The following is a 13,574-nucleotide window of genomic DNA, read 5'->3' as shown; positions in this document are numbered from 1 at the left end:
CGTCCTGTGGACGACGCGCCAACCGGACGCATGCCCTTTATCGCAGCTGCTAGTTAAAATATCCTGAGTCGCTCCTGGAATATTCTAAATTTACTTAATGGTAACCTTACTTCGGATTTTACCCGCCAGGCTCCTTTTGGGCGCTGTCTCTATAGATTCACCTGCGGCCATTTGTCCCTCAAGGCAGCGCCTGGCCCCCTGACCTCCAGTTTCTCTTAACCAAGGTCAGAGTCTGTTAGGAATCTATAGTGATGATCCCTCTGGCTTGCTGGTGATCCGTGGGCACGGAACCGCCGCATGAAGGGGACTGGATATGAAGCGCTTTCGGCTTGTCGACCTACCCATGATGATGAAGATCGGCGTAGCGCCGGTCTTTGCCTTGATCATGCTTGCGGCCATGGCCGCAGGAGCCGTGGCTGTGCAGAAAAGTCAGTCCTCGGCCTTGCAGAAGGTCGTGGCCACTGACCTCGGCAACAATCTGGCGATTGCCGGCGTCTCGCGCGAAATTTCCGACATCCATGGCGAACTCTATCTGGCTCTGACCCATCAGGCCGCCTCGATCGAGACCGACAAGGTCCCAGGTCGGATGCAGGACGTCCTGACCCGCTTCGATGAGGTCAAAAAAGATCTCGAGGCGATCAAGAAGAATTCTCCGGCCAGCGATCAGGCGGACTTTGCCACCCTGATCAAGGAAGTCGACGACTGCCGCAGCGCCGTCGACGTGGTCAGCGGCATGATCGGAGTCGACTTCAATACGGCGGCCAGCTTCGTGGCCCCCTTCGAAGATCAATATGCTCTGATGGCCACGCACCTTGATGGCGTTCTGGCCAAGGTCAACCGGCGGACCAAGGCGGAGGCCGCCAAAAAGCAAGCGGAGTCGGTTGCGGCCACGAGCCTGACGATTCTGATTTCAGCGCTGACCCTCGCCGCCGTCGCAGCCCTGGCGGCCCTGATGGTCATGAATGTCCGCAAGTCGATCGCCGATATCGCCGGTGCGACCGAGCGCCTGTCAAAGGGCGACAATGACATTGATCTTGAAAAGATGACTCGCCTCGACGAGCTGGGCGCGATCGTCCGCTCCTTGAAGATTTTCCGCGACAACCAGCTGCACCTTGGACAAATGCGGGTCGAGCAGGAAAAAACTGCGGCCCTGACCGCAGAGGAGCGTCGCTCGAAGGAAGAGGCCGCCGCCGCCGCCGCTCGCGAAGGTGCCCTGGTGGTGACCAGCCTGGCCGAGGGCCTCGAAAAGCTGGCCTCGGGCGATCTGACCTTCCGCGTCAATGCAAACTTCCCCGGGGAATACGCCAAGCTGAAGGACGACTTCAACGGCGCCATGGCCTCGCTGCAGGAGACGATGAAGGTCATCGCCGCCTCGACAGACGGCCTGCGCACCGGCGCCGACGAGATCGCCCATGCGTCTGACGACCTGTCGCGCCGCACCGAACAGCAGGCCGCTTCGCTGGAAGAAACCGCTGCCGCCCTCGACGAACTGACCGCCACGGTGCGCCGCACGGCGGCCGGCGCTCGTCAGGCCTCGGACGTTGTTTCGACCACCCGTGGCGAAGCGACGCATTCCGGCCAAGTCGTGCATCAAGCAGTGTCGGCCATGGGCGAGATCGAAAACTCCTCCAAGCAGATCAGCCAGATCATCGGCGTGATCGACGAAATTGCCTTCCAGACCAACCTTCTGGCCCTGAATGCCGGGGTCGAGGCCGCCCGCGCGGGTGAAGCGGGTCGCGGGTTCGCCGTCGTGGCTCAGGAGGTCCGGGCCCTGGCCCAGCGCTCGGCAGAGGCCGCCAAGGAGATCAAGACCCTGATCTCGTCCTCGACCCAGCAGGTCAGCCAGGGCGTGAACCTGGTCGGTCAAACGGGCGAGGCGCTGCAACGCATCGTCTTGAAGGTTGGCGAGATCGACGCCCTGGTGACCGAGATCGCGGCTTCCGCCGCCGAACAGGCCACTGGGCTGAACGAAGTGAACACGGCCGTGAACCAGATGGATCAGGTCACTCAGCAGAACGCCGCCATGGTCGAGGAATCGACCGCCGCGACGCACTCGCTGAAGGGCGAGACCGCCGAGCTGGTCCGACTGATGGCCCGTTTCCGGGTCGGTGGCGGCCAGGCCGCCTACGGTCGCCCGGCAGCCGCCGATTCGGCTCAACACGCACCGGCCCGCAACCCGGTCGCCGAGCAAAGGGCCCGTCTGGGCGCCTTCGCCCGGCCCACCCGTGGCGGCGCAGCTACCGCAGCCGCTCCGGCGGCTGACGTATGGGAGGAATTCTGATGGCCGCACTCGCGCTGCCTGAAACGCTCGATCTCAAGGCCGCCGGACCGCTGAAGTCCGCCTTCCTGGCGCACCGTGGCGAGGCGCTGGAAGTCGAGGCCGGCCAGGTCCGTCGCCTCGGCGGCCTGTGTCTCCAGATTCTGCTCGCGGCCCGCAAGGCCTGGGCCGCTGACGGCAAACCCTTTTCAATTACGGGGCCTTCGGAGGCCTTTGTAGAAACCACCCGTCTTTTCGGCGCCGATGGGGCGCTCCTTTCGGCGGACATCCATGGAGTCCAATCGTGACGCGCACGATTCTAACGGTCGACGATTCCCGCACGATGAGGGACATGCTGCGCATGGCCCTGGTCGGCGCAGGCTTTAATGTGGTCGAGGCCGTTGACGGCGAACATGGGCTGGAAGTGCTTTCCGCCCATCGTCCGGACGTCATCATCACCGACATCAACATGCCCAAGCTGGATGGCTTTGGTTTCATCGAGGCGGTTCGCGTCGATGACGACTATCGCGCGATCCCGATCCTGGTGCTGACCACGGAAAGCGATCCCAGCAAGAAGCAGCGGGCTCGCGAAGCCGGCGCGACGGGTTGGATCGTCAAGCCGTTCAATCCTGAAAAGCTGGTCGAAGCCATTCGCCGCGTCGCGGCCTGATCCTTCACCGACTTCGACGTCTAGAACTCTAAGGAATTGCGGGAATGGACGAGCTAGAGGCCATCAAGGTCACCTTCTTTCAGGAATGCGAGGAACTGCTCGCCGACCTCGAAGGCGGGCTCCTGGCCATGCAGGAGGGTGTCGGCGACAGCGAGACTGTCAACGCCGTCTTCCGGGCTGTGCATTCGATCAAGGGCGGCGCGGGCGCCTTCGGCCTCGAGCCGTTGGTCCGTTTCGCCCACGTGTTCGAGACCTTGCTGGACGCTGTTCGGTCCAATGAGGTTCCCAACACCGTCGATCTGGCCGCCGTCATGCTGCGCGCCTCCGACGTTCTGGCCGACCATGTGAGCGCCGCGCGCGGCATGGGCGATGTCGACATGGCGGCCTCGGCCGCCATGGCCGCTGAACTTAAGGTCTGGACCGATCCTTCGGCTGCGCCGGTTGCTCCGGCTCAAGTGGCCGCGGCCGCCGAAGCCACGCTCGACCCCACGCCTGTCGCTGCGTCGGATGATCTGGACGACGACGATCTCGGCTTCGACTTCCAGCCGATGACGATCTCGGTGGACGCGCAGGCGGCCGATGCCGAACTGATCCCCATCAATGTCTGGACGGTGTCGATCCGTCCCAAGTCGGACCTCTATCGCAAGGCCAATGAAACGGCCTTGCTGTTGCGCGAGCTGAGCCGCCTTGGCCCGATCGTCGCGACGATGGACGACAGCGCCTTGCCGACCCTGGAGTTCCTCGACGCCGAGGCCGCCTATGTCACCTGGAGCGTGCGCGTCGAGACCGATGACGGCGAAGACGCCATTCGCGAGGTCTTCGAATTCGTCGACGGCGACTGCGATCTTGAAATCGTTCGCGGCGAGGCGCCCGTCGAGGCTGCCCTGGCCAACCTGCTGAGCGCCATTGAGGCGCCGGCCGCCGAGCCGGTCGCTTCCGAGGTTGTCCCGCCGCTCGCCCCCGCGGTCGCCCCGCCGGTCGCCGTCGTCGAAGCGCCGCCGCCCGCCCCGGTCGCTCCGCGCGCTCCGGCGCCGGCCGCTGCCCCAACCAAGGCCACGCAGGTCGACGTCCCCGGTCCTGGCCAGTCGGTCATCCGCGTTGATCCTGAGCGCATTGACAGCCTGATCGATCTGGTCGGCGAACTGGTGATCAATCAGGCGATGCTGGCCCAGCGCGTGGGCGAGTACGGCATCGCGCCGTCGTCTAGTCTGGCCATGGGTCTGGACGAGCTGGAGCAGCTCACCCGCCAGATCCAGGACAGCGTGATGGCGATCCGCGCCCAGCCGGTGAAGTCGGTGTTCCAGCGCATGCCGCGCCTGGTTCGCGAAGTCGCCAACATGACCGGCAAGCAGGCGCGCCTGGTCATGGATGGCGAAAACACCGAGGTCGACAAGACGGTCATCGAACGACTGGCCGACCCGATCACCCACATGCTGCGCAACGCCATCGACCACGGGCTGGAAAGCCCCGAGGAGCGCAAGGCGGCCGGCAAGAATCCCGAAGGCGTCGTGCGCCTGGCGGCCCTGCATCGCAGCGGCCGGATCGTCATCGAGGTCCAGGACGACGGCAAGGGCATCAATCGCGAACGGGTCTTGTCGATCGCCGTCAAGAAGGGCCTGATTTCGCCCGACCTGCAGCTGACCGATGAGGAGATCGACAATCTGATCTTCCTGCCGGGCTTCTCAACCGCCGACAAGATCTCGGATGTGTCGGGCCGCGGCGTCGGCATGGACGTGGTGCGCCGGAGTGTCCAGGCCCTGGGCGGTCGCATCTCGATCGCCTCGCGTCCCGGTCTGGGCTCGACCTTCACGCTCAGCCTGCCGCTGACCCTGGCCGTGCTCGACGGCATGGTGGTCGACGTGGCCGGCGAGACCCTGGTAGTGCCGTTGGCCGCCATCGTCGAAAGCCTGCGTCCCAAGGCCGAGGAGGTTCGCCCCCTGGGTCCCGTCGGCTCGGTGCTGGCGGTCCGCGACAGCTTCGTGCCGCTGATCGATGTCGGCCTGACCCTGGGTTATCGCACCACCTCGCCGTCGCCGACTGAAGGCGTGGTGCTGCTGGTCGAGGGCGAGGACGGCTCGCGCGCCGCCCTGGTCGCCGACGCGATCCACGGCCAGCGCCAGGTCGTCATCAAGTCGCTGGAACAGAACTACCAGCAGGTCGAGGGCGTCGCCGCCGCGACGATCCTGGGCGACGGCCGCGTGGCGCTCATCCTGGACGTTGACGCGGTGATCAACCTTCGCCGCCGGGAAACGCCCCGCCCCGTCGAACCTGCTTTAATTGCGGCGGAGTAAGTCATGATTGACCCAACTGTCGTCGCAAGTACCGCACGCCGCGAGCTGATCTCGTTCAGGGTCGGCGATCAGGAATACTGCGTGAACATCATGGCCGTTCGCGAGATCCGGGGCTGGAGCCCCGCCACCGCTCTGCCCCAGACGCCCGGCTATATGCGCGGGGTGATCAATCTGCGGGGCGCGGTCCTGCCGATCATGGACCTGGCGGCGCGCCTCGGCATGCCGATGGTCGAGCCGACGGTTCGCAGTGTGTTCATTGTCGTCCAGGCAGGCGACCGCACGGTTGGCCTGTTGGTCGATGCAGTGTCGGACATCCTGTCGATCAATGACGACATGGTTCAAGCTACCCCGGATGTGGCCTGCGAGACTGTTCGCAACTTCGTCCGCGGCATTATTTCGATCGAAGAGCGCATGATCAGCGAGATCTCGCTCGACCGTATCCTCCCCGAACGAGAGGCCCTGGCCGCCTGATGACCTCAGCCTCAATGACAGAACGTCGCGAAGCCATTGTCGATGGCGAGTTCGCGTTCACAAACCAGGACTTCAAGAAGATCGCGGCGCTGCTCTACGGGCAGGCTGGTATCAGCCTGCCCGAGACCAAAGCGACCCTGGTCTATTCCCGTCTGGCCAAGCGGCTGCGCTCGCTGGGCATGAAGACCTTCACCGAATACTGCGCCTTCGTGGCGCTGGAGAGCAGCGTCGACGAGCAGCAGGAAATGCTGCGCGCCCTGACGACCAACGTCACCCGCTTCTTCCGGGAGCCGCACCATTTCGACGACCTGCGCGCCAACATTCTGGAGCCGATGGCCGACAAGGTCCGCGCCGGCGGCCGTCTGCGCCTCTGGTCGGCGGCCAGTTCGTCGGGCCAGGAGCCCTATTCAATGGCCTTCACGGTCCTGTCGGTGTGGCCCAACGCCGCCGACCTGGATATCCGGATCCTGGGCACGGACATCGACACCAACGTGCTCGCGACCGGTCGCGCCGCCGTCTATGACGAGAGCCTGCTGGAAGGCATTCCGGCTCACGCCCGCAACCAGTATTTCGAGCGCGACACGAGCGATCGCCGCGCCTTCCGCGTCTGTGAAGCCGCGCGCAGCCTGGTGGCCTTCCGCGAGCTGAACCTCAACGGCCCCAGCTGGCCGATGAAGGGCCCGTTCGACGCCATCTTCTGCCGCAACGTCGTGATCTATTTCGACGAGCCGACCCAGGAGCGCGTCTGGAACCGCTTCGCGCCCCTCGTCGCGCCGGGCGGCCGTCTTTATGTCGGTCACTCAGAACGGGTAGGGACCTCGATCACCGCCTTTGAAAGCGCGGGCCTGACAGCTTATCGCAAGGTGGGAGGTCGCTGATGGCCAAGATTCGCGTTCTCGTCGTCGACGACTCCGCCACCATGCGGAGCCTGATCACGGCTGCCCTCAATCGCGATCCGGATATCGAGGTCTGCGGCGCCGCCGGTGATCCCTTCGAAGCCCGGGGCATGATCAAGGCCCTCAATCCCGACGTCGTCACCCTCGACATCGAGATGCCGAACATGAACGGCATCGAGTTCCTCGAGAAGATCATGCGCCTGCGGCCCATGCCCGTGGTGATGGTCTCGACCCTGACCCAGGCCGGCGCCGAGATGACTCTGCGCGCCCTGGAACTGGGCGCCATCGACTGCGTGGCCAAGCCCGCCGATGCCCTGGGCACCCAGGACGCGCTCAACGAGATCGTGGTCAAGGTGAAGATCGCGGCCCGCGCCTCGGTGCGGACCAAGGCCGACACCGCGCCCGTCGTGGCCCGGACCAAGAGCTATATGCCCTCGGGTGACATCGTGGCCATCGGCTCTTCGACCGGCGGTGTCGAGGCGCTGCTGGCGATCCTGACGATGTTCCCGGACACCTGCCCGCCGACCGTCATCACTCAACACATGCCGGCGACCTTTACCGCCAGCTTCGCCGCGCGCCTCGACCGCGCCAGCGGGGCCAAGGTGCAGGAAGCCACGGACGGCGCCCTGCTGGAGCCCGGCAAGGTCTATGTCGCCCCGGGCGGGGCGACGCACCTGGAGGTCGTTCGTTCGGGCGGGTTGCGCTGTCGCCTGATCGCGGGCGATCCGGTGAGCGGTCACCGCCCGTCGGTGGACGTTCTCTTCAACTCGGTGGCCAACGCGGTCGGCGACAAGGCGGTCGGAGCGATCCTGACCGGCATGGGGCGTGACGGCGCCCAGGGCCTCCTGGCCATGCGTAAGGCCCGTGCCAAGACCCTCGGACAGGACGAGCAGAGCTGTGTCGTTTACGGCATGCCCCGCGCGGCCTTTGAAATCGGCGCCGTGGAGAAGCAGGTTTCCCTGTCCTCCATGGGCCAATCCATCCTCGATCTGGCCTCCGCGAGGCGATGAACCCATGCCCCAAGCAAGCACCATTTCCGTTCTCGTCGTCGATGATCAGCTGACCATGCGGGCCTTGATCCGCAATGCGTTGCAGCAGATCGGGTTCAAGGACATCCGTGAGGCGCCGGATGGCGAGGAGGCTCTGAAAAACCTCCTTTCCAAGCCGGCGAACCTTGTGATCTCCGACTTCAACATGCCCAAGATGGATGGGCTGGCCCTCCTGCGCGCCGTGCGCTCGCACCCGCCGATCCGGCAGACAGCCTTTGTCATGCTGACCGGCCGGGCCGACCGCGAGCTTGTGCAGCGGGCCGTGCAGTTCGGCGTCAACAACTACTGCGTCAAACCTTTCACCGTTCAGGGCCTCAAGGAGAAGATCGAACAGGTCTTCGGTCAGCTCACATGACATTTGGACAACCCGACGATCTGGAACGCTCGGTCAAGGTTCACGTCACGCAAGGCGAGAGCCACGTGTCGTCCGACCCCAACGTGGTGATGACCACCGTGCTTGGTTCGTGCATCGCCGCCTGTATCCGCGATCCGCAGGCCGGCATCGGCGGCATGAACCACTTCCTGCTTCCTGATTCAGGCGACGGTCGCAAGGACGGAGACGCCGTCCGCTATGGCGCCTACGCCATGGAGATGCTCATCAACGGCCTGCTGAAGCGGGGCGCGCGTCGCGAGCGGATGGAAGCCAAGATCTTCGGCGGCGGAAAGCTGTTCGAGGGCCTGTCCGACGTCGGCGCCAGCAACGCCAGCTTTGCCGAGCGTTTCCTGCGCGACGAAGGGATTCCAATCGTCTCGTCGAGCACGGGCGGTGTTTCGGCTCGTCGCGTGGAATTCTGGCCCGCCTCCGGCCGCGTCCGTCAGCGACTTGTGGCTGTGGACAACGCGCCGCAGGATGTCCGGCGTCCCACACCCGCACCCATGCCGGTCAATTCTGGCGGCGACCTGGAGCTGTTCTGATCCACATGACCTCCATGCAGCTCTCGACATCCCCTATCGTCCCGCCGGAGACTCTGACTCCCGTGGGCGAACTCTCGCGCCGTCTCGCGGCCGAGTTGATGTCGGCTGCGGCGGTGTGTCGGGATTGCGAACATATTGCCGGCGACCTGGCCCAGGGCGGGGCGGCGCTGGAAAGCATCTCCCGGCTCCAGGCGCTGGACGAACTGAGCCAGCGCCTGCACGGCCTGTCAGACGTTCTGCAGCGCATCGGCCAGCACGCGTCCGGCGAGTGGAGCATGTCCATCGAACCCCTTCTCGAAGGCCTTGGCCTGGCGGACCTGGTAGTGCGCCTGCGCGCTGTCGGCGAGCCGACCGCCTGGGACGTCGAGGCGGGTGAACTCGACTTCTTCTAGGCTTCGTCCATGGACGCCCTAAAGGCTTCGACCCGCATCAATCTTGAGCGCGCCACGGTTCTGGTGCTCGACGACAATGGGACTTCGCTCGATATCCTGTCGCAGGTGGTTTCCGGATTTGGGGTCAAGCAACTGCACCGCGCCGAGACGGTCAAGGACGCCCAGTCTCTGGTAGGAACCAAGACCTTTGACCTGATCATCAGCGACGTTCAGATCCCCGACGTCGACGGGATCGAGTTCATCAACTGGCTGCGACGCGACGCGCCGGAGAGCAATCGCTACGTTCCGGTGATCCTGGTTACCGGGCATACCCGCACCACGGACATCTTCCGCACCCGTGACGCCGGGGCCAATTTCACGGTGGCCAAGCCGATCACGCCCAAGGTGCTGCTGGAGCGCATCTTCTGGGTGGCGCGAGAAGAGCGGGCGTTTATCGAGTGCGACAGTTATGTCGGGCCTGATCGGCGCTTCAAGTATGAAGGCCCGCCGATCGGCATGGAAGGTCGGCGGCGGGATGACTTGCCTGCCGAGGTCGGCAATGCACAAGAAGCCAACATGTCTCAGGATGAGATCAACAGTCTGATGAAGGTCGCGAAGGTGCAGATATGAGCGTCGTTCGCAAATTCCGCCCGCCCAATCGGCTGGCCAAGTTGATCAAGGAGAGCGGTGGCCTGATGGCCAAGGACGCGATCACCGCCGCCGAAGTCGGGGTTGAAAGCCTACGCGAGGTTTCTCTGGTCGTTCTGGACGACACCTTGGCCGAAATCGAGCGCCGCTTCGGCCCCACAGCGGCCGACCGCCAGTCCGAGAGCTTTGAGGACCTCTATGCTCTGAGCATGAGGATAATCGACGTCAGCACCTTCGTCTCCGACGCCGGCGTGGATCAGGCGGCAGTCTCCCTTGCCGCGACCACCGACAGCTGCGCTGAGGCCGGCGCCTGGCGCTGGAACGCCATCGACGTTCACCTCCACGCCCTGCGTTTGCTGCGCACCGTGGGAAATCAGCTGCCGGCAGCCGACCTGCAGGCTATGATCGAGGGCCTCCACAAGGTCAGCCACCGCAAGACGGAAGAGTTATAAGGCAAAGGCCGCCATGGGCGGGATCGGGCCAGTCGCTCCGTGCAATCGAGTAAAAATGCGAAATCAGCGGCAAGCTGGCATTTTGTACGCTCACTAGCGCCCTAAAGCCGTCTTCGGACTGATGGTTTCATCAGTGCAGGCGAAAAGGGATCCAAACCGACAATCGCTAGCATTCTTCGATCCGAAGGGCGTTTCACGCCTATCGGACCATGATTTTCGGCCCGCTCCCGGTCGCGTTCCCCCTTGTCTCGGTCTTCTGGGTGTCGCCACAATGTGGTGGAAAAGCCACGCGCGCGACTTCTCCTGTCATCAAACAAAATCTCGCCTTGTCGCCATAACGACGGTTTGTTAGCTCTTTGCTACCGGTGTCAGAACTGAGGACAGGTTTCTGTCCATACCTGACACCGGTGTCAAAAACACAGACGGCCGAGAACTGGGCGCGCAGGAAGGAAGCGCGATCAGTTCAAAGCCGGGCGGTGCAACAGCGCCGTTTCCGTCGAACGGGAGGAGGATACATGTCTAAGATTTCCGCGGGGCGTCTCAACGTCCTGAAGCTTGGGGTCTCCACGGGCGCCCTGGCGCTCGCCATCGCGATGGCGGGAGCCGCGTCTGCTCAGACTGCGCCGGCTCAGGCCGATGACAGCGCGGTGGAAGAGGTCGTCGTCACCGGCTTCCGCGCCAGCCTCGCCAACGCGCTCGATGTGAAGCGTCGCGAGAATGACATGGTCGATGTCATCAAGGCGACCGACATCGCCGACTTCCCCGACCTGAACCTGGCGGAGTCGCTGCAGCGCATCCCTGGCGTCTCGATCGACCGCGACGGCGGCGAAGGCCGCACCATCACCGTGCGCGGCCTGAACGCAGACTTCACCGTCGTGCGCCTGAATGGCCTGGAAGCCCTGGCCACCACGGGCGGCAAGGACGGCTCAGGCGGCGCTAACCGCAGCCGTCAGTTCGACTTCAGCATCTTCGCTTCGGAACTCTTCAACAGCGTCACCGTGCGCAAGTCGACCTCGGCGTCGAACGAAGAAGGCTCGCTGGGCGCGATCATCGACCTGCAGGCGGCTCGTCCGTTCGACTTCAACAAGTTCACGATGAGCGCAGGGGCCAAGTACGGCTGGAACGACCTGTCGCGCAAAAGCGACCCGCGCTACACCTTCCTGATCGCCAACACCTGGAACGACGGAAAGTTCGGCGCCCTGTTGTCGGTGGCCTACGCCAAGCGCCAGACGCTGGAAGAAGGCTCCTCGACCGGTCGTTGGGAAAACCCCAGCGTTCGCTTCAACTCCTCCACGGCCTTCCCCTGCACGGGCGCGGCCTATAACCCCGTCAGCGGTCCGCCCCTGACCTGCGGCCAGATCGGCACCGTCACCGGCGGCACCTCGCCAACCGTCGTCGCCGCCGCTGGCACCGCCAACAACCTTTGGCACCCGCGGATTCCGCGTTACGGCCGGCTTGAGTACAATCAAAAGCGTCTGGGCGTGACCGGTTCGCTGCAATGGCGCCCGACCGACAACTCGACCCTGACCCTGGACACCCTGTTCGCGGACTTCACCAACGACCGCGACGAGACCTATCTGGAAATCATCTCGTTCAGCCGCAGCGGCCAGGGCCTGCCCCAGACCGACGTCGTCAACTTCACGGCCGACGCCAAGGGTCACCTGATCAAGGGCACGTTCGACGACGTCGACGCCCGCGTCGAGTATCGCCATGACGACCTGAACACCGAGTTCTTCCAGAACGTCCTGACCTACGACACCAAGATCGGTGACAAGGGCAAGCTGGTGGCCACCTACGGCCAGGCGCGTTCGATCCAGAACAACCCTGTCCAGACGACCTTCTCGTTCGATCGCTACAACAGCGACGGCTACAGCTACGACTATTCGACCGATCCGCGTCGTCCGTCGTTCAACTACGGCTTCGACGCGACCAACCCGGCCAACTACCAGTACAGCAACAGCTCGGCGCTGGGCGATCCGTCACTTCTGCGCCTGCGCCCCAGCAAGGCGGTCAACACGTTCAAGACCCTCCGCTTCGACTTTGACTATCAGGTCATGGACTGGCTGAAGGTTCGCACCGGCGCGGCCTTCAAGGAGTACGGCTTCAATTCCTCGGAAAAGCGCATCTTCTCGCGCGTGATTCCGGGCGGCACGGGCTTCGTGGCCGAAGCGGCGTTCCCGCTGCCGGCCGGCGTGACCGTCGCCGACGTCTCGCGTCTGATCACCGGCTTTGGCCGTGGTCTCGACATGCCGGCCGGTACGCCGACCTCGTGGATCGCGCCCGACCTGGACAAGCTGAAGACCGTCATCGGCTATGACTGCAATTGCATCAACGCCAACGGCGACTTCCGCCTCAGCTCGCTCAACCAGCTCGGTGCGCTGCGAGAGATCAGTGAGAACGACACGTCCTACTATCTGCAAGGCGATTTTGATCGCGACTTCGGCTCGATCCCGGTTCGCGGCAATGTCGGCGTTCGCTGGGTGAAGACCGAGCAGGACGCCCTGGGCCACTTCAACACCGGCAGCACCACGGTCTCGACCGTCACGCCGGTCGGCACGCTGTCGCAAACGGTCCCTACCGATGGCACCCAGACCACGTCGCGCAGCTACACCAACACGCTGCCGTCGATGAACCTGTCGGTCCAGCCGCTGGAGAACTTCTTCGTTCGCTTCGCGGCCGCCAAGGTCATGACGCGTCCGCAGTTGCAGAACCTGACGCCGGGCTTCACAGCCAACAGCCAGTCGGCCCAGACCCTGACGCGCGGCAACCCGGACCTGAACCCGATGTTGTCCAACAACATCGACCTGGGCTTCGAGTGGTATCCCGACCGGGAAACCCTGTTCTCGATCGGTCTGTTCCAGAAGGACATCAAGTCCTTCATCCAGACCACGGCGGTCGCGATCCCGTTTTCGGAAACGGGTCTGCCCACGACCCTGCTGACCAACGGCAACACGCCTGACACGCTGTTCACGGTGACCTCGCAGCAGAACACCAAGGGCGGCAAGCTGAAGGGCTACGAGATCAGCCTGCAGCGTCCGTTCACCTTCCTGCCGGCGCCGTTTGACGGTTTCGGCGGCATCGTGAACTACACGCACGTCAAGAGCGACATCGAGTACGTGATCGCCAACCCGACCTTCGGCGGCACCCCCCGGGTGCAGCTGACGCCGGCGACGCTGATCACCCAACCGCTTCTGAACCTGTCGCCGGAAGCCTATAACGGCACGCTGTACTACGAGAAGGCGGGCTTCAAGGCGCGCATCTCGGCTTCATATCGCGACCCGTATCTGATCCAGGTCGCCCCTTCGGCGACCAACAACAACGACGTTCGGATCAAGCAAAAGACCCTGAACGTCGACAGCCAGGTCAGCTACGAGTTCAAGAACTTCACCATCACGCTGGAAGGCATCAACCTGACCGACCAGTTCGACAGCAAGGTGGACGACTCGACCCGTCAGATCTCGGAAGAGTATGTGCACTTCGGCCGCCAGTATTATCTGGGCGTGAAGTACAAGTTCTAGACCTCAGCTTAGGCTGGAGAACGAGGGGCGTCGGCG

Annotated in this window: 13 protein-coding genes; all 13 read left to right on the top strand. The window is 64.0% G+C overall.

From position 1 onward, the window contains the following. Positions 1–313: 313 nt before the first annotated feature. Positions 314–2,281 carry a methyl-accepting chemotaxis protein gene (locus ACN2C8_RS15570; RefSeq protein WP_419252933.1) on the top strand — a complete coding sequence of 656 codons (1,968 nt, stop codon included), beginning with the start codon at positions 314–316 and terminating at the stop codon, positions 2,279–2,281. Next, a complete protein-coding gene (locus tag ACN2C8_RS15565; RefSeq protein WP_419255894.1) occupies positions 2,278–2,565 on the top strand; it encodes an STAS domain-containing protein in 288 nt (95 codons plus the stop codon). The genes ACN2C8_RS15570 and ACN2C8_RS15565 overlap by 4 nt, the downstream gene beginning before the upstream one ends. After that, complete coding sequence (locus ACN2C8_RS15560; RefSeq protein WP_419252932.1) at positions 2,562–2,927, top strand: response regulator; 366 nt, start codon at positions 2,562–2,564, stop codon at positions 2,925–2,927. Before ACN2C8_RS15565 ends, ACN2C8_RS15560 begins: the two co-directional genes overlap by 4 nt. A gap of 44 nt (positions 2,928–2,971) precedes the next feature. After that, positions 2,972–5,218 (top strand): chemotaxis protein CheA, encoded by a 2,247-nt coding sequence (locus tag ACN2C8_RS15555; protein ID WP_419252931.1) that lies wholly within the window; start codon positions 2,972–2,974, stop codon positions 5,216–5,218. A gap of 3 nt (positions 5,219–5,221) precedes the next feature. Further along, positions 5,222–5,689 carry a chemotaxis protein CheW gene (locus tag ACN2C8_RS15550; RefSeq protein WP_419252930.1) on the top strand — a complete coding sequence of 156 codons (468 nt, stop codon included), beginning with the start codon at positions 5,222–5,224 and terminating at the stop codon, positions 5,687–5,689. Further along, on the top strand, positions 5,689–6,567 hold the full coding sequence (locus tag ACN2C8_RS15545; protein ID WP_419252929.1) for a CheR family methyltransferase: 879 nt from the start codon (positions 5,689–5,691) through the stop codon (positions 6,565–6,567). The genes ACN2C8_RS15550 and ACN2C8_RS15545 overlap by 1 nt, the downstream gene beginning before the upstream one ends. Then, complete coding sequence (locus ACN2C8_RS15540) at positions 6,567–7,595, top strand: protein-glutamate methylesterase/protein-glutamine glutaminase (RefSeq protein WP_419252928.1); 1,029 nt, start codon at positions 6,567–6,569, stop codon at positions 7,593–7,595. The genes ACN2C8_RS15545 and ACN2C8_RS15540 overlap by 1 nt, the downstream gene beginning before the upstream one ends. A gap of 4 nt (positions 7,596–7,599) precedes the next feature. Then, on the top strand, positions 7,600–7,989 hold the full coding sequence (locus tag ACN2C8_RS15535; protein WP_419252927.1) for a response regulator: 390 nt from the start codon (positions 7,600–7,602) through the stop codon (positions 7,987–7,989). After that, positions 7,986–8,549, top strand: a complete 564-nt coding sequence (locus ACN2C8_RS15530) for a chemotaxis protein CheD (protein ID WP_419252926.1) — start codon at positions 7,986–7,988, stop codon at positions 8,547–8,549. Before ACN2C8_RS15535 ends, ACN2C8_RS15530 begins: the two co-directional genes overlap by 4 nt. 5 nt (positions 8,550–8,554) lie before the next feature. Next, positions 8,555–8,941 carry a chemotaxis protein CheU gene (locus ACN2C8_RS15525; RefSeq protein ID WP_419252925.1) on the top strand — a complete coding sequence of 129 codons (387 nt, stop codon included), beginning with the start codon at positions 8,555–8,557 and terminating at the stop codon, positions 8,939–8,941. 9 nt (positions 8,942–8,950) lie between these two features. Then, the gene (locus ACN2C8_RS15520; RefSeq protein WP_419252924.1) at positions 8,951–9,550 is read left to right on the top strand and encodes a response regulator; all 600 of its coding nucleotides are present in this window, start codon (positions 8,951–8,953) and stop codon (positions 9,548–9,550) included. Further along, positions 9,547–10,020 carry a chemotaxis protein CheE gene (locus ACN2C8_RS15515; RefSeq protein ID WP_419252923.1) on the top strand — a complete coding sequence of 158 codons (474 nt, stop codon included), beginning with the start codon at positions 9,547–9,549 and terminating at the stop codon, positions 10,018–10,020. The genes ACN2C8_RS15520 and ACN2C8_RS15515 overlap by 4 nt, the downstream gene beginning before the upstream one ends. A gap of 515 nt (positions 10,021–10,535) precedes the next feature. Further along, positions 10,536–13,538 (top strand): TonB-dependent receptor, encoded by a 3,003-nt coding sequence (locus ACN2C8_RS15510; protein ID WP_419252922.1) that lies wholly within the window; start codon positions 10,536–10,538, stop codon positions 13,536–13,538. The last annotated feature ends 36 nt before the right edge of the window (positions 13,539–13,574 follow it).

This window comes from Caulobacter sp. ErkDOM-C, assembly GCF_048541825.1.
Taxonomy (GTDB): Bacteria; Pseudomonadota; Alphaproteobacteria; order Caulobacterales; family Caulobacteraceae; genus Caulobacter.
Note: the sequence above shows the minus strand (reverse complement) of the source record. Positions and strands in the feature narration are given on the sequence as shown.